This window comes from Solimicrobium silvestre (assembly GCF_002976435.1).
GTDB classification, from domain to species: Bacteria; Pseudomonadota; Gammaproteobacteria; order Burkholderiales; family Burkholderiaceae_D; genus Solimicrobium; species Solimicrobium silvestre.
Window position 1 is genome coordinate 21,242 of the sequence record NZ_PUGF01000034.1, and the last position, 19,564, is coordinate 40,805.

24 protein-coding genes are annotated in these 19,564 nt (G+C 48.2%); 19 read left to right on the forward strand and 5 right to left on the reverse strand.

The genetic code is table 11. The features are described from left to right. Window positions 1-21: 21 nt before the first annotated feature. Together trxB and S2091_RS22180 are read left to right on the forward strand one after the other, a co-directional pair. Window positions 22-969: a thioredoxin-disulfide reductase gene (gene trxB, locus S2091_RS22175; protein WP_105534161.1), complete on the forward strand. Its 948-nt coding sequence runs from the start codon at window positions 22-24 to the stop codon at window positions 967-969. 8 nt (window positions 970-977) lie between these two features. Next, window positions 978-1,652 (forward strand): Smr/MutS family protein, encoded by a 675-nt coding sequence (locus tag S2091_RS22180; RefSeq protein WP_105534162.1) that lies wholly within the window; start codon window positions 978-980, stop codon window positions 1,650-1,652. 28 nt (window positions 1,653-1,680) lie between these two features. Here S2091_RS22180 and dusA read toward each other — a convergent pair whose 3' ends face one another. Continuing rightward, a complete protein-coding gene (dusA, locus tag S2091_RS22185) occupies window positions 1,681-2,688 on the reverse strand; it encodes a tRNA dihydrouridine(20/20a) synthase DusA (RefSeq protein WP_105534163.1) in 1,008 nt (335 codons plus the stop codon). Window positions 2,689-2,780: 92 nt separating this feature from the next. Between dusA and S2091_RS22190 the strand changes: the two genes are divergently transcribed. Next, window positions 2,781-3,806, forward strand: a complete 1,026-nt coding sequence (locus S2091_RS22190; protein WP_105534164.1) for a site-specific integrase — start codon at window positions 2,781-2,783, stop codon at window positions 3,804-3,806. A 328-nt stretch (window positions 3,807-4,134) separates the two neighbouring features. Then, window positions 4,135-4,506: a hypothetical protein gene (locus S2091_RS22195; protein ID WP_105534165.1), complete on the forward strand. Its 372-nt coding sequence runs from the start codon at window positions 4,135-4,137 to the stop codon at window positions 4,504-4,506. A 543-nt stretch (window positions 4,507-5,049) separates the two neighbouring features. Here the strand turns inward: S2091_RS22195 and S2091_RS22200 are convergent. Further along, window positions 5,050-6,135, reverse strand: coding sequence for a Fic family protein (locus S2091_RS22200; RefSeq protein ID WP_105534166.1), 1,086 nt, complete (start codon window positions 6,133-6,135; stop codon window positions 5,050-5,052). Window positions 6,136-6,763: 628 nt separating this feature from the next. On the opposite strand from S2091_RS22200, the gene S2091_RS22205 reads away from it, so the two are divergent. The 3 genes from S2091_RS22205 (at window position 6,764) to S2091_RS22215 (ending at window position 8,652) form a co-directional block, all read left to right on the forward strand. Continuing rightward, window positions 6,764-7,237 carry a hypothetical protein gene (locus tag S2091_RS22205; protein ID WP_105534167.1) on the forward strand — a complete coding sequence of 158 codons (474 nt, stop codon included), beginning with the start codon at window positions 6,764-6,766 and terminating at the stop codon, window positions 7,235-7,237. 275 nt (window positions 7,238-7,512) lie between these two features. After that, window positions 7,513-7,998, forward strand: coding sequence for a hypothetical protein (locus tag S2091_RS22210; RefSeq protein WP_105534168.1), 486 nt, complete (start codon window positions 7,513-7,515; stop codon window positions 7,996-7,998). 93 nt (window positions 7,999-8,091) lie between these two features. Further along, complete coding sequence (locus S2091_RS22215; RefSeq protein ID WP_105534169.1) at window positions 8,092-8,652, forward strand: DUF3885 domain-containing protein; 561 nt, start codon at window positions 8,092-8,094, stop codon at window positions 8,650-8,652. Window positions 8,653-8,818: 166 nt separating this feature from the next. Here S2091_RS22215 and S2091_RS22220 read toward each other — a convergent pair whose 3' ends face one another. From S2091_RS22220 to S2091_RS22230, 3 genes are read right to left on the reverse strand one after another with little or no spacing between them, the layout of a single operon-like run. Further along, the gene (locus tag S2091_RS22220; protein WP_105534170.1) at window positions 8,819-9,037 is read right to left on the reverse strand and encodes a hypothetical protein; all 219 of its coding nucleotides are present in this window, start codon (window positions 9,035-9,037) and stop codon (window positions 8,819-8,821) included. Next, the gene (locus tag S2091_RS22225) at window positions 9,034-10,068 is read right to left on the reverse strand and encodes a phage portal protein (RefSeq protein ID WP_105534171.1); all 1,035 of its coding nucleotides are present in this window, start codon (window positions 10,066-10,068) and stop codon (window positions 9,034-9,036) included. Before S2091_RS22225 ends, S2091_RS22220 begins: the two co-directional genes overlap by 4 nt. Further along, window positions 10,065-11,861, reverse strand: coding sequence for a terminase ATPase subunit family protein (locus tag S2091_RS22230; protein ID WP_105534184.1), 1,797 nt, complete (start codon window positions 11,859-11,861; stop codon window positions 10,065-10,067). Before S2091_RS22230 ends, S2091_RS22225 begins: the two co-directional genes overlap by 4 nt. Window positions 11,862-12,000: 139 nt before the next feature. Here S2091_RS22230 and S2091_RS22235 point away from each other — a divergent pair, with 139 nt between their 5' ends. The 12 genes from S2091_RS22235 to S2091_RS22290 all read left to right on the forward strand — a co-directional run bounded on the left by S2091_RS22235 (window position 12,001) and on the right by S2091_RS22290 (window position 19,388). Beyond that, the gene (locus tag S2091_RS22235; RefSeq protein WP_105534172.1) at window positions 12,001-12,828 is read left to right on the forward strand and encodes a GPO family capsid scaffolding protein; all 828 of its coding nucleotides are present in this window, start codon (window positions 12,001-12,003) and stop codon (window positions 12,826-12,828) included. Window positions 12,829-12,884: 56 nt separating this feature from the next. Beyond that, entirely contained in the window at window positions 12,885-13,916 is a 1,032-nt protein-coding gene (locus tag S2091_RS22240; protein WP_105534173.1) for a phage major capsid protein, P2 family, read from the forward strand. A 4-nt stretch (window positions 13,917-13,920) separates the two neighbouring features. Next, the gene (gene gpM, locus S2091_RS22245; protein WP_243405528.1) at window positions 13,921-14,637 is read left to right on the forward strand and encodes a phage terminase small subunit; all 717 of its coding nucleotides are present in this window, start codon (window positions 13,921-13,923) and stop codon (window positions 14,635-14,637) included. 121 nt (window positions 14,638-14,758) lie between these two features. Beyond that, window positions 14,759-15,244, forward strand: coding sequence for a head completion/stabilization protein (locus S2091_RS22250; protein WP_105534174.1), 486 nt, complete (start codon window positions 14,759-14,761; stop codon window positions 15,242-15,244). 2 nt (window positions 15,245-15,246) lie between these two features. Next, window positions 15,247-15,459, forward strand: coding sequence for a tail protein X (locus S2091_RS22255; RefSeq protein ID WP_105534175.1), 213 nt, complete (start codon window positions 15,247-15,249; stop codon window positions 15,457-15,459). A 45-nt stretch (window positions 15,460-15,504) separates the two neighbouring features. After that, on the forward strand, window positions 15,505-15,864 hold the full coding sequence (locus S2091_RS22260) for a putative holin (protein ID WP_105534176.1): 360 nt from the start codon (window positions 15,505-15,507) through the stop codon (window positions 15,862-15,864). Beyond that, complete coding sequence (locus tag S2091_RS22265) at window positions 15,857-16,126, forward strand: phage holin family protein (protein WP_105534177.1); 270 nt, start codon at window positions 15,857-15,859, stop codon at window positions 16,124-16,126. Before S2091_RS22260 ends, S2091_RS22265 begins: the two co-directional genes overlap by 8 nt. Further along, entirely contained in the window at window positions 16,123-16,578 is a 456-nt protein-coding gene (locus tag S2091_RS22270) for a D-Ala-D-Ala carboxypeptidase family metallohydrolase (RefSeq protein ID WP_105534178.1), read from the forward strand. Before S2091_RS22265 ends, S2091_RS22270 begins: the two co-directional genes overlap by 4 nt. Window positions 16,579-16,833: 255 nt before the next feature. Further along, entirely contained in the window at window positions 16,834-17,094 is a 261-nt protein-coding gene (gene lysC, locus S2091_RS24570) for an Rz1-like lysis system protein LysC (protein ID WP_105534179.1), read from the forward strand. Between the two features lie 5 nt (window positions 17,095-17,099). Continuing rightward, window positions 17,100-17,579, forward strand: coding sequence for a phage tail protein (locus tag S2091_RS22280; protein WP_105534180.1), 480 nt, complete (start codon window positions 17,100-17,102; stop codon window positions 17,577-17,579). Beyond that, a complete protein-coding gene (locus S2091_RS22285) occupies window positions 17,576-18,043 on the forward strand; it encodes a phage virion morphogenesis protein (RefSeq protein ID WP_105534181.1) in 468 nt (155 codons plus the stop codon). The genes S2091_RS22280 and S2091_RS22285 overlap by 4 nt, the downstream gene beginning before the upstream one ends. Window positions 18,044-18,467: 424 nt before the next feature. Next, window positions 18,468-19,388 carry an NAD(P)H-dependent flavin oxidoreductase gene (locus S2091_RS22290; RefSeq protein ID WP_105534182.1) on the forward strand — a complete coding sequence of 307 codons (921 nt, stop codon included), beginning with the start codon at window positions 18,468-18,470 and terminating at the stop codon, window positions 19,386-19,388. Window positions 19,389-19,564: the final 176 nt, after the last annotated feature.

Here is a 19,564-nt window from a genome sequence, read left to right on the forward strand (position 1 = left end):
TTCACTCTCTAGGAATTCATCATGTCAAGCACAAAACACGCCAAAGTTCTCATTCTCGGTTCGGGACCTGCTGGTTATAGTGCCGCCGTTTATGCCGCACGCGCCAATTTAAACCCAGTCCTCATCACCGGCGTAGAACAAGGCGGGCAATTGATGACGACCACCGACGTAGAAAACTGGCCTGCCGACCCAATGGGCGTGCAAGGCCCGGAGTTAATGCAGCGCTTTCAACAACACGCTGAACGCTTTAATACCGACATCATTTTTGACTATATTCACACCGTTAAATTGACCGAAAAGCCGATGCGCTTAATCGGCGACCAATCCGAATACACTTGCGACGCTTTAATTATTGCCACTGGCGCTTCCGCCCAATATTTAGGCCTGCCATCTGAACAAGCCTTTATGGGCAAAGGCGTTTCGGCCTGCGCTACCTGCGACGGCTTTTTCTATAAAGGCAAAGAAGTTGCAGTAGTTGGCGGCGGCAATACGGCCGTAGAAGAAGCACTGTATTTGTCGAATATCGCCAGCAAAGTCACTCTGGTACACCGCCGCGATAAATTCCGCGCTGAAGCAATTTTAGTAGATCGTTTACTCGCTAAAGTCGCCGAAGGAAAAATTGAAATTAAATACAATCACACGTTGGAAGAAGTAACTGGCGACGCTTCCGGCGTAACAGGTATTAACATCAAGTCAGCGCAAGACGGCACTGTGCAAGCGATTCCGTTGCACGGCGTATTTATCGCCATCGGTCACAAGCCAAATACTTCGATTTTTGAAGGCCAGTTGGACATGCACAATGGCTATATCCAGACTAAAACCGGTTTGGAAGGTATGGCAACTGCGACGAGTATTCCCGGCGTATTTGCCGCTGGTGACGTACAAGACCACATTTATCGCCAAGCGATTACCAGCGCCGGAACCGGCTGTATGGCAGCGTTAGATGCACTGCGCTATTTAGAAGGCTAAGTTGAACGATGAAACGCGCACCAATAAAAGATTTGAATGAATTAAGCAGTTTACGCAATCAGTTAAAGGTGCGCGCCGAACAGGAAAAAGTAGCCGAACAAAAGCGCCAGGCCGAACAGCTTGCAGCGCAAAAAGAAGCTAATATTTTCCGTAGCAATATGGGTGCGGTTACGCCGATTAAAGCGCCGGATGTTTATGTCCATCAACGCGCATCCATCGCGACAAAAACCGTCACCACCCAACCCAAAGAAATCACCAGCATGGCGCAAGCGATGCAAGTGATGGAACAATGGTCGGATGAGTTTGACGCCAGCCAGTGGCAAGAACAAGATGAAGGTTTAAGCTATGCCTGCCCTGGGAGCGGCCCTGATTTGCTGCGCAAATTACGTAAAAATCAGTGGCCGGCGCAAGCTTTTTTAGATTTACACGGTCTGCAACGCGACCAGGCGCGCACGGCATTAGCCGACTTTTTACGGCGATCCAAACAAGCGAGGCTACGCAGCGTGTGCGTAATTCACGGCAAAGGCATCAATTCCCGTCAGCCGGCGATTTTGCCAGACAAAGTGCGCAGCTGGCTGTGTCAGTCAGAGCTAGTACAAGCGTTTTGCCCAGCCAATGCCAGTGATGGCGGTGATGGCGCTTTGCATGTTTTGTTGAAAATGGAACGGGATCTGGGAGTATAAAATTGCAGGGTAGGCAATATTGCCCCCCCTACTCACGTACCTTCGCCATCGCCTCCAACAACAATTCCGCCCGCCCAGACGCTAATTGCTTTGAATCAGACAGCATCTGCCGAAAAGACCGGGCACCAGCCAGGCCCGTCATCAAGCCCAACATATGGCGCGTGATGCTATTTAATTTCAAACCGCGCTGCGCATACAAATCCAATTGATCTTGCACATAAGGTAGCATCGCTTGCAGCACCTCAAACCGCGACTTGATCGGCATCGCATCCTGATAATAGCGCGCATCAAATTCCGCCATAACATACGGATTATGATAAGCCTCGCGCCCCAGCATCACGCCATCCAGATGCTGTAAATGCAGGTCAATTTCAGCGCAGGTTTTTATCCCGCCATTCACAATAATTTCCAACGCCGGAAAGTCACGTTTTAATTGATACGCGTACTCATAATTCAGCGGCGGAATTTCACGATTTTCCTTCGGGCTTAAGCCCTTTAAAATCGCATTACGAGCATGAACGATAAAAGTCGAACAACCCGCATCGGCAATTTCGCCCACAAAGTCGCGCATAAATGCATATGAATTTGTGTCATTAATCCCGATTCGATGCTTCACCGTCACATCAATTGACACCGCATCCCGCATCGCCTTAACGCAATCCGCCACCAAGGTCGGCTCCGCCATCAAGCAAGCGCCAAACGCCCCGCGCTGCACCCGTTCAGACGGACAACCACAATTCAAATTAATCTCGTCATAACCCCACTGCTCGCCCAACTTGGCGCTCTTAGATAAATCCGCCGGTTCGCTACCACCCAACTGCAACGCAATCGGATGTTCAATCTCAGCAAAATCCAAATGCCGCGCCACATCGCCATGCAACAACGCGCCGGTGGTCACCATTTCTGTGTATAGCCAAGTGTGGCGGGTGATGTGGCGATGGAATTGACGGCAGTGACGGTCAGTCCAATCCATCATCGGGGCGACAGAAAGGCGGCGGGAGGGCAATACGGGGGTTTTACCTAGGGGAGACGTCATTTTTTACCAACTCAAATCTTATTTAAACTTTATCAAAACTATGCTGTCTTAATGCTCAATTACGGATTAATTACGGATTTTTAGGACTAAATATGGCATCAATACGGCAAAAAAATGGCGCGTGGGTTGTAGACATTCGTCGAAAAGGGCATAAGTCTATCAGCAAATCATTCCGTACAAAAAGTCTAGCGCAAACTTGGGCGCGTGAGATAGAGCAGCAAATTGATTCAATGCAATATAAAGATGTCCGTAGTTTGGCATTAGTTACCGTTAGGGCATTGATTGACAAGTATATCGAGGAAATTGGCAGTATTAAAAAAATTGGTCGGACAAAAGCGGATTCGTTACGAAAATGGAAAATAACGCATGGCGCGCTGACTGTCTCAGAATTGACAGATGATCTTCTTATCAAGCACATACAACAACGCGCTAAAACCGTTTCCGGCGTCACGATTGCGGTTGACCTGGCTTATTTGAGCGGCGTATTAAAAACCGCCAAAGAGCTGTGGCGCATGCCGGTGGATATGTCAGTGACCGTAACTGCTCGCGCCAGTTTGCGTTATCTGGGGCTAACATCCAAAAGCCGGGAACGTGACCGAAGGCCTACCAATGGAGAAATCGAAGATATTTGCTTACACTTCGCCATCAAGACCCGACAACGCGTACCGATGGGCGATTTAATTCACTTTGCCATCGAAACAGCGATGCGCGCCGGTGAAATTGTTAATTTACGCTGGCAGGATATTAACCACGATCACAAAACCATCACCATCCGTAATCGTAAGCACCCTACTGAAAAAGAGGGTAATCATCAGGAAGTGCCACTCTTGGGAACTGCTTACGATATTTTGGTGCGGCAGCCTAAAAAGGACAAGGAAGAGAGAATTTTCCCAATCGCTGAAGGAACTGTTTCAAGCCTGTTCCCCAGAGCTTGCAATGCGTTAGGTATTGACGATTTACGGTTTCACGATCTGCGCCACGAAGGGGTCAGCCGGTTGTTTGAACGCGGCCTATCGATCATGGAAGTGTCGTTGATATCGGGACATCGCGATTTGAAAATGCTTAAGCGATATGTGAATTTGCGGGCTGTTGATATATCGAACAAATATTTGAGCTAATTAATTTACCGTATTGTCAGCACTGAATAAAGCTCTTTCCTGATTAATAAAGTTCTTTCTCCCCCCCTTTATCTGGTTGAAACTACCGAACTATTTTTACCTTTTTGCATTAGTTGGACAAAAATAGCTTATTTAGGCCATATACAAAATTCAACTAAATGGACAGCCGTAACGTTTTGATTTAATTGAATCCCCTCCAAAAAATTAATTGAATTTAATTAAAAAAGCCAATAAAATCAATTGCTTATGTTTATTTTTGGATGAAAATTTCATTGTATAACTTGATGTAAGGCTTTAGAATGTAAAGAAGCCCAACCTGGAAGTGAAAATGGAAAAGATCGAAACACACGACATAGAGACTGAATCTGAAGAAGGTGTACGCCTGTCCGACGAATCTAGCGAAATCCGCAAACTTTACCGAGTGTTGGAGATAACTGAGCGCTATTGCGGCAAAGACGCATCAATAGCGCTCAGACGGCAAGTTGAAGAGATCGTCCGTGATGACGTGCATATTAGCGGTGAGCGCAGCATGGTCATTTGTTTGCTTGATCTACCTTCATCGTCAGCGTACCCCCTTGTCATGGCTGAGATATCGAAGCTAAAGAGCGGCATAACTGAGGATGAGGGCAAACTAGAACGCAAGAAACTCGTATACCTTAAAGCTTGCCTTACAGCGATTGACGAGGCACTTAGTGTTTAAAAAAATAGCTCGTTATTTTTACGAAAAAAATGTTATTTACAATTTACGTTCCAAAATAATATTATCTATTGGTGATATATTTATTATCATGAAAACTCCATTTTTTATTTATTTAACTCTCACAACAACAATTCCTCTAACAACAGGTATTCCACTTTGGATGCCTGAAATACTGCGAATTCTTAGTTGCTTATCAATGATATGCGCCTTTCTTTGGGCTATCAAAAAAATACGCAAAAATTGGAATTAGGCTTACGATAGGAAAGAACTTTATTTTGTATGGACACGTATATCGATGTGCGGCTGGTGGATCAACCCCCATCCAAAAAACTTCGCCACTCATTTTCTAATCCCAATACTATGCTTCTGACTATTAGTGATTAACTAGGTATATTAAATAATGTGACCAGAATATGTCGATCAAAGTGACATATTCGTTATATACGTCGATAGAAATCATTTTTGACGACACATTAAAGGCATATGTCCTCAGCATCGACATATGTAACGAATACGTCGAAAAATGTAAATTTCATCGACATATCATTGTGTCAGTATTGAATACAAGCGGTCATTTACATAGTAAACTTCTCGCCCAACTTTGACTGAACGCAACAAACCAATACCTTCTAATTGCTGCAAATAAGTTGATGCGGCTTGACGTTTTGCGATATTAGCCTGCTCCAGGAAACGGATCCGGCAATAAGGTTGACTAAACAACACTTCAACTAAATCCTTAGTATAAATTTTAGGCAACTTTTCCTGCACAACCGTAACATACTCTTGAAGTAAAGCACGAATATCCAGTATTTTCTTACTTGTAGCACGCGCCGTTTGCTCTACTGCATCGAGCATATACAAAATCCATGATTCCCAAGCCCCCTTCTCAGTAACATCTCTCAAACCTTGATAATAAGCAGCTTTATGCTCAATAATGTATCGAGATAAATACAAAACGGGAATATCAATCATTCCCTTCATTACCAAATACAAGATATTAATAATACGGCCAGTTCGACCATTCCCATCAGAAAATGGATGAATCGCCTCAAATTGATAATGCATAATCGCCATTCGAACTAATGGATCCAAATCGTCTGGCGAGTGGATAAAATCCTCTAAATTTGCCAGCTTGTCACGAATTACCTTCTCCCCTTCCGGTGGAGTATAAATAGTCTCGCGCGTCGTAGGATTAGCTAGTTTTGTGCCACCTCCAGTACGAATACCTAAGCCGTCCAATTGATTAATAATTCCCACTAACTCTATAAATAGATTAGTAGTTAACAACGGGCGATCCTTCATTCCTTGATAGCCATGCCAAAGAGCGTTCTCGTAACGCAATACCTCTTTAGTAGCGGAGTCAAATTTACCTTCCACCTCAGCAAACGCTTTATATAACTCATCATTAGTCGTAACGACATTTTCAATTTCGCTTGATAAGCGTGCCTCTTGTAAAACAAAAGCGCGTATTAACATTGATTGATTCGGAATTTGATTCCCGATACCACGCAGCTCTGCCAGTGCGGCCGTCGCGGAGATTGCTTTTTTTAATACTGCTTTTGTTTCAAGCTCGTAAGTAGGTGGTACTAACGGGAGATCGTTATACGGTTGGTCTTTATCGTATGCCATAAGAATTCATTCAAAAAATATATAGCCAGATTATTGATCTAATAATTTTATTTGTCGATATTTTTCAAATATATCGACATATCAATTAGCAACTTAAATTTATTGCAGAGAAAATTGCGGAAAATATGTAGGCAACCTGACTATATTAGAGATTGCGTGGATCAATCCTGTTGACCGGTTTAGGTGCGTCATTTTGCGTCTTTGCATTTAAGCGAAATAGAGCCGTTTTTTAAGTGCTTTATGGGCATGCGCAGGCTTCCCACTAGATGCCGCCATGAGTCGCTAGAGTGCGTCAGTTTTGAAAATTTGAGTCGAAAACGACCAATTTAGCGCGCAGGCGTGGCGGGGGGATGACTGCGCGCCGCGCCTTTGAATCGACGTCGGTTGTATTCAATCAATAATTCTCAGATGAATTAATATGAGTGCTACACTAGCAACTAAATACTAATTTACTAGACATAGCGTCTTCTCTAGTGAATGTATCGAGATCTAGCAATTTGTCAGCAATGTGGGGTAAGGGGTCGTTCGTGTTTTCGGGTGACTGGCCCTTCGCGGCACTTTGCAGTCGTTGATCAAACAATCTAATTTTGTGTAACCCTGACAAAGTAGTTAAATTTTGGAGCTTTTAATGCATTTGCGCGTTCTTACTTTTGTCTCTGCAATGTTCATTGCATATGTCCTTTCGGACGTTGCGATTGCTGAAGAAATAGTTTCGCGGTACGGAAAGATATCTGCAGTTGAACTTCCTAATAAATCGGGCTCGTATTCGATTGGCCTAGACGATAAGTCGATTACTACAGTCGATGCCTTAGCTGTATCGCTTTATAGAGTCACGCCATCCAAGAATGAGAAGGTGGAAAATATCATCGTCGAAAAAGTCCTCCCAGGTTTAAATTGCCATAACGAGTACTTGTTGGTGACCATATCGCAGGATCGTAAATCTATATTCTCTCCATCGTTCGGCAAGTGCATGGAACTGGATGGTGTTGAAAACTTAAACGAGCGCGTGACCATTCGATTGCACAGCACAGAAATTAACACTAACAACAAATTGAGGATTGACAGTTATGTTTGGGCAAACGGGAAACTCAACAAAATCTAATTTTATGTCCGCTTATAAAAAAAGCGGCCGTTGACTGGATGTCTGGATCTGATCACAGTCGGCAGAGACTGTGTAAAAACACAAAATTAATTTACACCCGAAAAAATCGGCCTCTTAAAACACGCTCTATTCAATTTTTTCGACGCAGGGAATGATCTCCCTACCCATGATTTTTCAGAAAAAGTTGGAAATTTTTTGTTTTTACACAGTCTCGGCACCAAGCCGACATTGTAGACCGAAGCAAAATTTAGGCTTATTTAATAAATATTCGATAAATGGTAAAAATATCTTCTGATGATGTGACTGGCACGACAAAGGCGTTTGTTTTCGTGCCACTTGCTTTGCTGGTTTTAATAATCGTTGCAACGTCGATTGACGTGTTTCGAAACGGTGGATCTCCAATTATTCCATTCGCCTTATCGTTGATATTAATATTGATTATTTGGTCATTTAGGAAGTTCACATGGAGCTTGGCCGATGAGGTTTACGATGATGGGGACAAGCTGCTCGTTAAAAGACGGAAAGATGAGCAAGAAATTTTATTGAGCGATATTGAGAATTTATTTGATAGAAGTTTTTCCCGGCCGCCAAAAATTACCCTTGATTTATTGGTCGACGGAGTTTTTGGTTCAAGTATCAGTTTCGTCCCTATAAATTCTGGTTCGCCTCTGGAATTTCGAAATGGGATTGCGACGGATCTGTCACTTAGAATAAACAAGGCAAAAGCTGACTATTATAAAAATATCGGCGAGAAAAAATGAGCGACGGGACACGGCACGTTGCCACCATATGCCTCACCCGTCTTTGCCACATAGACAAATATTAATTTCCGCAAAAATGGAAGTGACTACTGAATGAAACACACAGAGGCCTCCGCCGAATGGAGTAAGAGCTTTCCAAATGCAGCACCGGCGGGATTTTTATGTCGAGATGCTTATGCAGATCGTTGGTTACGTGTTCATAGTCTCCCGGAATCAAAACGTTATGCTGAATTGGAGTCTGAACGACTGGAAATTCTTCGACGCCACAATACAGTTGCCTGCGACTTACTTGGAGAAGGCAGTGATTGTATTTTGTTCCTTGGTCGTTTCGGTCCGGAGAAACTTTGGCAAGACGAACGAAATATTCCGCTGAGTGCAATTCTGCCGATACATGCAATGACTTATGAGTGTGACGATGATGAATTGCAATTTTTTTCAGCACCCGTCATATGGCACAAAGATAAATTCAACGATTTGATTCTGGCTAGTGCTGACGATTTGACTGGCCCAGTTATGTTTGCAAACACCAAACTTGGAACGGCCTATGCCCCATATGACGGTGGTGCTGACCTTTTTTATCCAACGCACCTCGATGTGGGACACGCTAGGCTGAATTATCGAACTTGGTTTTCAACTCGCGACGATGGTCTTTAAATTAAAAAATGTTGTGTTTGACTGACTGCAATGTGAAACCTCGAACGGCAGCAGAGGGCACACTGCGAGCGGTCGCCCTTCCATCGATCCGGCAGCTAACTGTCTACAGCAGTCAATTGAAAATTCTAGCGCGTGCAATTTCCACACATTTCTTCACGCCGTGACTTTAAAACCGGCAATTCCCCGCCCGCCGCAACCCCACCATCTCCCGCTCAAAATCATCCCGGCACTCCACATTACAAAACCGGGATGGTTCTGCAACTGCTTCCTCACAATACCGACAACACCCAGTAAACGCCAGCACGGGCGCAGCATGCACCCGCGCCAATCCTGCCGCAATTTCAGCATGAATAATTTTGTCAGAACGGTCAGCGATATCGCTCATGATGTAACTCCTGTAGGCATTGTAGATAATTCGTAGTCAGTGAACTGGATCACGTCTTGACCCAGCCAGTCATTGAGAGCCCGGAATTGCGCCTGCAGTGGTACCAGTTCATTTCTGGCAAACACGCGAGCGGCCGGTTCCACCGCACCAAAGCCGCCGGTGTTGTTCGGCATGATGCCAAGCAGTTGCGGTGGTACCCGATGCGCGGCCAACACGTCGTCGCGGGTCACGCCTTTGATGTTGAAGAACTCATCCTTGGCGGCGACGTCCGACACCGGCAAAATCTGAATCCCGTCTTTCTTCCCATTCGGCGCATACATAAATAGGTTGCGGAAATTGCCGGGGCCTTTGCTTTCACGCATCGCCTTGCGCAAGCTATCGACGTCGGTTTGATTTTGCGCAGCATCGGTCATATAAAAGATAAAACCAGCGTGCGAACCGTTCTTGTAATACTTGCGCCGGAATAACGTGGCCGCTTCATTGAGCCAGGCCGACTGCAACGCGCTTAGGTATTGCGGCACGCCGTACACCTCCTGGTTAATGTCAGGATCAATCAAATGAAAAATGCTCCCCGCTGCAAATTCATGCTCCTGCTGCCAGCCGGTCACAAAGTAATAGCTATTCAACTCCTTACCTCGTCGCACAAACTTGGCCAGTGCCGGTGCCAGACTAAGCAGTAAACCAGAGCGGCTGGTGCGCTTCTCCAGGTAAGCATTACCAAAGATCAAAAAGTCGAGCGCAAAACGTTTAAACGCATCGCGCGTCAGAAACTTATTCGGCACGAAAGTCGAGGTCAGAATATTGGTCTTGAAGTAAATCGCACTGCTGTGATGCACGCTGGCATTCAACGACTTAGCCAGGCCGGGGAAACTGATCGGCGGTTCATACCAACGGCCATTGAGCCAGCATTCAAAACTGTCCAGCATTTCGCTGTGTTCCAGCACCGGCGTCGGGTCACCAAACGTGAACGCCTCCATGCGGGTATTGTTGGTCGTTGCCGGTACGGTATCCGGTGGAATAGATTCGCTCATGAATAAATCTCAATAATGGATTGATGGTTGCCATTCGTTCCTTCAAACGGCTCGTTGTCGAGTGCATGCATACATGCCCAGGCTAAATCGGCATGACCGGTTTCATCGGTGCGCCCCGCGTCGTAGGTCACTTGCCGTCCGCTGGTGGTGAGCGTTTTGCGTATCGTCATAAAGGATTGGGCAATGTCCGTCCAACCGGCATCAAATTCCAGCCGGGCCTTACTAATGATGTTCTGTGCCTTCAGCACCATGCGCGTTTTAACTTCCGGCGAATAATTAATAGACGTCACCAGCGGAAAGAACTGCTTAACAAGCGGAAATACCCCGATGCCCATGCCGGTGGTATCGATGCCGATATAGGTCACGTTATAGCGCTCGGTCATTTCCTTAATCGCTTTGGCTTGCGCTTCAAAATCAATTCCACGCCACTGGAATCGCTCCAGAATCCGAAACTTGCCACCCTCGACTAGCGGCGGAGCCATCACCACACAGCCCGCACTATCGCCCGTCAATGAGGGGTCATACCCAATCCACACCGGCCGATGCCCAAAGGGACGCGGTGAAAACGGTTTGTAATCATCCCAACTGACCCACGAATCGATCATGCAGCGCTGCAGCGCCGTCAGTGGAAAGACCGACTGCGTGTCATCGATAAAATTACACATCAGCAGGTTGTCGAACTGATCCGGGCTGTATTCAAAGTCGCGCAGTTCATCGATATTGAACAGATCGCAACCACCGGCTTCGGCATCCAGAATCGTCACAATCTGCCGCCAAATTTTGTCCTCACCAACAAAGCCCGACGACAAACGCCGATGACTGACATCGATATCGATCCGGTCATTTTTTGCACGACGTTTATTGAAGGCGTCACCGGTCCAAAACGGATAGGCTTGGTGTGTGATAGACGATGGAGTTGAAAAGTAAGTTTTGCGCCACTGTTTATGTATTGCCATGCCAGAGGCAACTTTATTCAGCTCTTGGAAGTTATGCGTCCAGAAAAATTCATCAAAATAGAAATTGCCGTGATAGCCCTGTGCCGTGCGCGCATTTGTGCCCAGAAAATACAAGTGCGCGCCGTTCGGCAACACAATCGGATCGCCAGTCAACGTGATGCCTGCCGACTCCTGGGCGAATTGGATAATGTATTGTTTGAAAACGTGCGCCTGCGCTTTCGACGCGGATAAAAAAATCTGATTACGTCCGGTCTTCATCGCATCGGCCAAGGCTTCCCGCGCAAAATACCAGGTAGCACCAATTTGGCGCGACTTTAGAATTGCCCGGGTACGCTGATGGCCGTTACGGAACCAGACTTTCTGATAGTCAAATAGCGAATCCTGAAACGCCTCAAGCAGCTGGTCTCGCTGCTCATCACTGAAATCATTACGGGTCGGCTTCTTCTTTTCTCCGGCATTGCGGTTGGCCAGTTTCGGATTTAAATCGACCTCATTACCGCCCGGTGCTTCATAACGCCGTACCCTAGCCAGCCGCTCTACCTGGCGTCCCAATAAATCAATTTCCTTGAAGTCGCCGCCGGTCTTCGCCTCTTTGACGATTAGTTGCACCATGCGCGCTTCTAGCGAGGACTCAATTTTTTCCAGCGGTGAGGCTTTATCCCATTCGTCACGTTCTTTCCAGCTATGGACGGTGGTGCGCTTGAGCTTCAGGTAGTTGGCAATAGACGTGACGCGCCAGCCTTGCCAATACAACTGTTTAGCAAGGCGGCGCGGATCAGTTTCTGGTGCCAGATTCGGTTCAGAAACGGGAGGTAATTCGGTTGGTGTTTCAGACATGCCGCCAGCGTAGGGCTTGCGCGTGCGTAACGGGGAAGCGGGGAAGTCAGTAAGGCCTTTACTAACCCTCTGCCAATTGAATAGACAGCGCACAACCTTGACTATGGAGCCTTCAATCACACTCCAGCATCCACAGACCATGCCGACTTCCAAATTCTTCCGCGTCGCCACCGAAGGCGCGACCACTGACGGGCGGGTCATTGACCGCGCCACCATTACCCAACTAGCCCAGAGTTTCAATCCCAAGACCTATGGCGCACGCATCTGGATGGAACATATTCGCGGCATGACAGCGGATAGTATTTTTAAAGCCTATGGTGATGTCGTCGCAGTGAAAGCCGATGAAGTCGAGACAGACACCGGCAAGAAGTTGGCCCTGTTTGCGCAAATCTCTCCCACGCCTGATTTGATCGCGATGAGCAAAGCGCGCCAAAAAATTTACACCAGTTTAGAAATTAATCCGAAGTTTTCCGATACCGGTTTGCCGTACCTGGTCGGCCTGGGCATTACCGATAGTCCGGCCAGTTTGGGTACCGACATACTGACTTTCTCCGCACAACAGGGAGAGAACAGCCCGTTTGCCGCACGCAAACAAAATCCCGACAACTTCTATACGGAAGCCGTGGAAATCACCGTTGAATTCGACGACAAACCAACTGATCCGGATACCGGCAAGCTGACCACCACGCTTAAAAACCTGTTCAAAAAAATCACCACCAGTGACGCCGCGCAAGATGCCCGTTTTGCCGAACTCAGTACCGCGATTGAAACCGTCGCCCAACATGTCGTCACGGAACTGGACAGCTACGCCAGCCAGCTAACCCAGATCGCCACGCTGGAAAAAACCATCACTGATCTGCACAACAACTTCACTGCATTCAAGCAGCTGATGGATACCCAAGACAGCAACCCCGATCAGCGCCCACCCGCTATCGGTGGCCCCGGCACAATCCTGACCGATTGTTGAGCCACCTACCGCATAACCTTATTGCGCCTACCAATCATTCAACCAGGAATTGATTCATGAAAAAACCAACCCGACTTGCCTTTAACGCCTATACCGCGCAACTGGCATCGCTCAACGACACAGGCAACGCCACCGACACGTTTAGCGTGGTACCGAGCGTACAACAACGCTTAGAAAACAAGATTCAGGAAAGCAGCGCCTTCCTGTCCAGAGTCAACATCATCGGCGTGACCGAGCAGGAAGGTGAAAAACTCGGCTTAGGTATTTCCAGCCCGATTGCCAGCCGCACCGACACCAACAAGGGCGACCGTAAAACCCGCGACCCGTCCGATTTGGACAGCCAACGCTATCGCTGCGAAAAAACCAACTTCGACACCCACATCCCTTACGCAAAACTGGATGCCTGGGCCAAGTTTCCCGACTTCCAAGATCGTGTCGCCCGACAGATTTTTATTCGTCAGGGTTTAGATCGTATGGTGGTCGGTTTCCACGGTGCCAGCGTGTCACCCGACACCGACATCACTAAAAACCCACTACTGCAAGACGTCAATAAAGGTTGGTTGCAACACTACCGTGAGCAAGCACCCTCCCGCGTCATGGGTAGTGGCAGCACCGACGGCAAAGTGACGATCGGTGCCGGTGGCGATTATGAAAATTTAGACGCGGCTGTGTTTGATGCCTTGAACTTGTTAGAGCCGTGGTACCGCGACGATACCGGCCTGGTCGTGATCATGGGACGTCAATTACTCACCGACAAATACTTCCCGATGGTCAATGTCAACCAAGCGCCGTCGGAAACCTTGGCCGCTGACATCGTCATGAGTCAAAAACGAATTGGTGGTTTGCCTGCCGTCACGGTGCCGTATTTCCCTGGCAATGCGCTGTTCATTACGCGTTACGACAACCTCTCGATCTATTTCCAGGAAGGCGCACGCCGTCGCCGCGTGGTGGATGAAGCCAAACGTGACCGGATCGAAAACTACGAATCGTCCAACGATGCCTATGTCGTCGAAGATTTTGGCTTAGGTGCCTTGATTGAAAACATCACCCTGGTCACCAAAACCGAACCACCAGAGGACAAGGAGTAATCACATGATGCGCACCCTTTCCCCCGCCATGCGCCACCAGGCTCGCGTGTTAGCACAGCAAGCTGCCGGTAACAGCGCACCGGGTACCGTCACAACAGGCTCCCAGTACGAGCTGATGCTGTACCAGTTAGCCGAAGACCGTCGCCGCTTGAAACAGATCCAATCCATCAAAAGCAAGATCACATTAAAAGCTACCTTGCTGCCCAACTACCAGGAGTGGATCGATGGCGTACTGACGGCGGGGAAAGGTGGCCAGGATGATGTGCTGACTACGATACTGGTGTGGAGCATCGACACCGGCGACTTTGAGCGAGCAATACAGATTGCCGGTTACGCCGTTCAGCACAAAATGACCTTGCCCGATCAATACGAACGCGACATTGCCACCATGCTGCTCGATGAGTTTTCGGGTGCGTATCTGAATGGCAAGCTGGCCGACGATCCACTCCGTGCGGTACAGATTTTAAGTCAGGTCAATGCACTGACCGACGGTCACGACACACCAGATCAGGCACGCGCCAAGTTGCACAAGGCACTGGCCTATGCACAACTAGCGGTGATCGGTGAAGACGAAAAAAGCGACTTAGTCGGCACCGACCTGGCGGCAGCCAGAGCGGCGTATGACAACCTGCAACGCGCCCTCACCTTATATGAAGGTGTGGGTGTAAAAAAAGACATTGAACGGCTGGAGCGGCGCTTAAAAAAAGCGGCCTCCACCTAAACGAGCACCCCCTGGCGCACGGCGGCGCGGGCTGAAATCGGAATGAATCATCCCCGTTTTGACGCCCGCCCACCGCCGTTTATAGCTTCCCGGTTACACCGTTTTTAAACGAATGGATAGTATGAGTTTTTCTGCCTTTGCCCCGCCCACCAACTCGGTGCCAGACGATCAACAGATCGTTGAAAACGACGGCTGGTTCCCGGCGATTCATTTATCGGATCTGCGCGAAGCGGCACGGCTGGATGGTACCGTCACCGATGCCCGATTAACACCTGCAGTCGTAACAGCGATGTTGGCCGTCAATCAGGCGCTAGCAGAATGGCAAGCCCGGCAACGAATTAACGGCTGGTCTGATCTGGCCAGCGTTCCTGCCCCCACCATCAACCGCGAAAGCCAATACCTGGCGCACTACCGTCGCGCCGTGTACAGCACCACCAAAGCCGACCTGCTGGAAAAGTACCGTGATTACGACAGCACCGCCAGCTCCATGTCCGATAAAAAAGCGATGGAATGGCTGGACACAGCACCAGAGCAGGAACGCCGCAATGCGCACTGGGCGATTGCCAACATCCTGCAGCAGCCACACATGACGGTCGAATTGATTTAACCATGTCGATCACGGTACGCACCCAACAATACGACACGCTAGATTTAGTGTGTTGGCGACACTTAGGCACTACTAATGGTGTTGTTGAGGCCGCGCTCGAGCTAAACCGTACCATTGCAGATCCCGGCGCGATTCTGCCGCATGGCACGTTAGTCACGCTTCCAGAACCCAGTGCCATGACCCCGACCTCCCACGTTGTGCAACTCTGGGATTGAAGTAAAAAAATCAGCAACACACAGCAACATTCACCGCGAGGATTTATGGCAGAACCCCACACAAGCAGTTTCATTATCGCCGCCACCGCTGCAGGCATTGGACTATCTACACTCTTTCCGGGCATTGACGGTAACGCCTTAATCGGTGCATTTGCCGGATCGAGCCTGGTGGCGATCAGTAGTAAGAACTTATCACTACTCAAACGTCTGGCCTACATGTTGATATCGCTGGTGGCAGGCTATTTGGCCGCGCCCGAAGTGGTAGCGCAGACGCCGCTTCGGGAATCCGGTGTGGCGGCGTTTTTAGCCTCGGCGGCCGCCATTGCGCTCACCTTCCATTTGCTGGATCTCATCAAAAAAATTCAACTACCAAGTAGTTTCGAGAAAGGAAAACCACGTGACTAAACTATTAATGCTCATCACCCTACTCAGTTACATCGGCACCTGCGCACGGTTACTCTCTTACCGCCGTGGCTTGGGTAACTACCGTTTAAAGATATCACTGGCCGCGTGGTGTTTAATACTCTTCACCGGCACCAATGCCATCGATATTTTGCTGCACCCACATGCCGTATCGTTTGGAAATGCAGGCATTGCCGTGACTTTATTCCTCTTAGTTTGGCGTGCGCGTGGCAACGTGGCCAGCATCACCCGGAGCGACCCATGACCCAACTCAGCCGCCACTTCATGTTAAGTGAATTCACGCGCAGTGCCACCGCACAAGCGCGCAAGATAGACAACACAGCGCCCCCAGCCGTAGTTAAAAACCTGTTTTTACTTGCGCAATTCATCGAACAAGTAAGAACAGAGCTGAACGACGCCGCCATCTTTATTTCCAGTGGCTACCGCTGCCCGGCACTCAACAAGGCCGTTGGAGGTGCTGCAACTAGTAGTCACTTAACGGGTCTCGCCTGTGACTTCACCGTACCGCACTTTGGAACGCCATTCGCTATCTGCCAGCAATTAGCCAAATCGGATTTAATGTTTGATCAGCTGATTTATGAACGAACAAGCACTGCGATATGGGCGCATTGTGGTATTGCAGCAAGTGGTGTCACGCCACGTCGGCAGGTGCTCACCATTGATGGCAATGGCACGCGGGTGGGTCTATGGGAATAGTAGTGAAAGTGCTGCTGTCTTTGCTGGTCGTTGTACTACTAGGCACCACAATAATCCTCCAGCGAACCAGTTTGATCGCAGAAAAGCAGAAAAACACCACGCTCACCAACGAAAAGGCCGAGCGTGATCAAACGATCAAACAACTGCAGGCCGCCGAAGTTAGCAACAAAAAACGGCTCGCCCAACTACAAACCGAGCGCAACCGCATCAGCGCCACGCTCTCCGAACGTGAAACCTTTATCGAGAACCTGCACCATGACAATCCACTCATTCAAAGCTGGGCTGACACTCCTTTGCCTGCTGCTATTGTGCAGCTGCGCCAGCGCCCCGCCGCCACCGGCGCAAGTGAATATCATTCAGAACTGTCCCAACCTCCACCGCTGCACCCTGCTAGCAGCCAACCCAACAACTAACGGCGCACTCAACCTTCTGCTAGAACGCACCGAAGCGGCATGGGCCGACTGCGCCGCCCAGGTAGACATGATGGTGGACTGCCAAGAAGAAACGAATAGGTAATCAACATGTACAAACCACCCAACCTGCGTCAGCATCTGACCAATGCCATCCCCGACCTAAAACAAAACCCCGACAAACTGTTGATATTTGCCGACCAGGGCCACACCGTCGCCAGCGGTACCGGCTCGCTCTCGTTTGAATATCAATACCGGCTAAACATCATCATCACCGACTTCAGCGGTGACCCAGACGCCATCATGGTGCCGCTACTCGCCTGGATCACCGTGCATCAGATAGAACTGCTCGCCAATCCTGATTTACGTAAAAAGGGGATTGGTTTTGAGGTGGATTTTAATAACCATGAAACGATCGATATTTCCATCGCGCTCAACCTCACCGAACGCACCATCGTCAAACAACAGGACGGCGGCAAGCTGCAAATCACCCATCCACCAGAACCACAAACCACGCCCGCATTTGACGACGCATTCTGGACGCTATATGCGGGAGATTCACTGCTGGCCGAATGGGTAACGCCAACATGAGCGACGACCTCAGCACCATCGCCACCTGGGCAGGTGCCTTACTGCACAAACTGAATCCTGCCCAACGCCGCCAGGTCATGATTAAAATAGCCCAAGACCTACGCCGCAACCAGGCTCAGCGTATCACCAACCAACAAACGCCAGACAGCATCAGCTACACACCACGCAAGCAGCGCAAAAAACTGAGAGAAAAACAAGGAAGGATCAAACGCCAAAAAGCCGCCATGTTTAACAAACTGCGCACAACCAAACATTTAAAAACGCGGCAGGACGCACAGCAATTAACAGTAGGATTTTATGGCAGAGTAGCGCGCATTGCGCGAGTACATCAGGAAGGGTTGAAAGATAAGGTCGCTAAAAATGGCGTTGACTATCAGTATCCTGAGCGCCAATTACTAGGATTTAGCCCCGGCGATCACACGCTGATTAAGGAGTCGTTGTTGCTGCATTTGAATAACGATTAAAAATTAAATGACTGAGTGCTTTGTGCCGAGACTGTGTAAAAACAAAAAATTTCCAACTTTTTCTGAAAAATCATGGGTAGGGAGATCATTCCCTGCGTCGAAAAAATTGAATAGAGCGTGTTTTAAGAGGCCGATTTTTTCGAGTGTAAATTAATTTTGAGTTTTTACACAGTCTCTGCCCATACCCGCCTGTCGAGATTCTACACAGGAGTCATTCAAATTTATAAATTAGAAACAAATGTAGTGCCAATTTGATGATCAATGAGTAATTAAAAACACCATTGGCAGGACTATATGAATTCGACTGTGCATTGTGCCCCGTCAGTCGCAATGACCAACGAATGTCGCCGTTTGACAGGCAATATTAAAATTTTCATCTGACAATGCTTTGGTCAATAATTCTCGCTGTCAAAAGCAATGCACAATGTCTATTCCACAAATTCTTAAAGATGGACTGCAACTTCCAGTAATTGCAGCACCAATGTTTTTAGTGTCCGGCACTCGGCTTGTGATTGAAACATGCAAACAAGGAATTATCGGCACATTGCCAGCGCTCAATGCACGCCCTTCAAGTCAACTTGATGACTGGCTTTTTGAAATCCAAACTGCTTTAGCCGATATTCAGGCTGCAAAATTTGGAGTGATGTTACCGATTCACAAATCAAATAAGCGTTTGGAAGAAGACTTGGACATTGTGATTCGCCATAAAGTACCTCTTGTAATAACAGCCGCAGGTCATCGTCCAGATGTAATCGAAGCGGTCCATTCCTATGGCGGCGTTGTATTCCACGATGCCATTCATATGAAACACGCAATGAAAGCGGTCGAAGCTGGCGTTGATGGAATCATTCCCATTTGTGCCGGTGGTGGCGGTAACGCTGGAATTCTCAACCCTTTTACTTTCGTCACGCAATTGCGAGCAGAATTCGACGGCACTATCGTTCTTGGTGGCGCTATGGGACACGGTCGGCATATCCGCGCTGCTCAAGTGCTTGGTGCGGACATTGCATATATGGGTACTCGATTCATTGCAACGGAAGAGGCAAATGCCAATCCCAAGTTTAAGCAAATGATTTTGGATGCCGAGTCAACCGACGTCATTTACACCAATAAAGTAACTGGAATCGGCGCTAGTTTTTTGCGCGAGAGTTTAGAAAAAGCTGGTCTGGACTGGCGAGAAGGCGCAGTCATTCCGCCAGTTACTGTCGAAAACGAAGAGGAGATGATTGCCTGGCGTGACATCTGGTCTGCCGGTCATGGCGTCGGACTTATACAAGATGTGCCTACGGTAGCCCATCTTGCACAACGACTAAAAGATGAATATTCAGCAGCACTTGCGCTTTAAGGGTGTAATAAATAGAACAAAATTGGCCTGCCTCATCACCGACTGCAAAGTGCCGTTTTTTGCCAATCACAAATCGTTGAGCTGGTGCAGCACTAGCCCAACCGTCATTAATTAGTTGCTTATTTACATCAGTCAAAGATTCTATAGAGTATTTAATCCATTGGCTATGCCCTAAA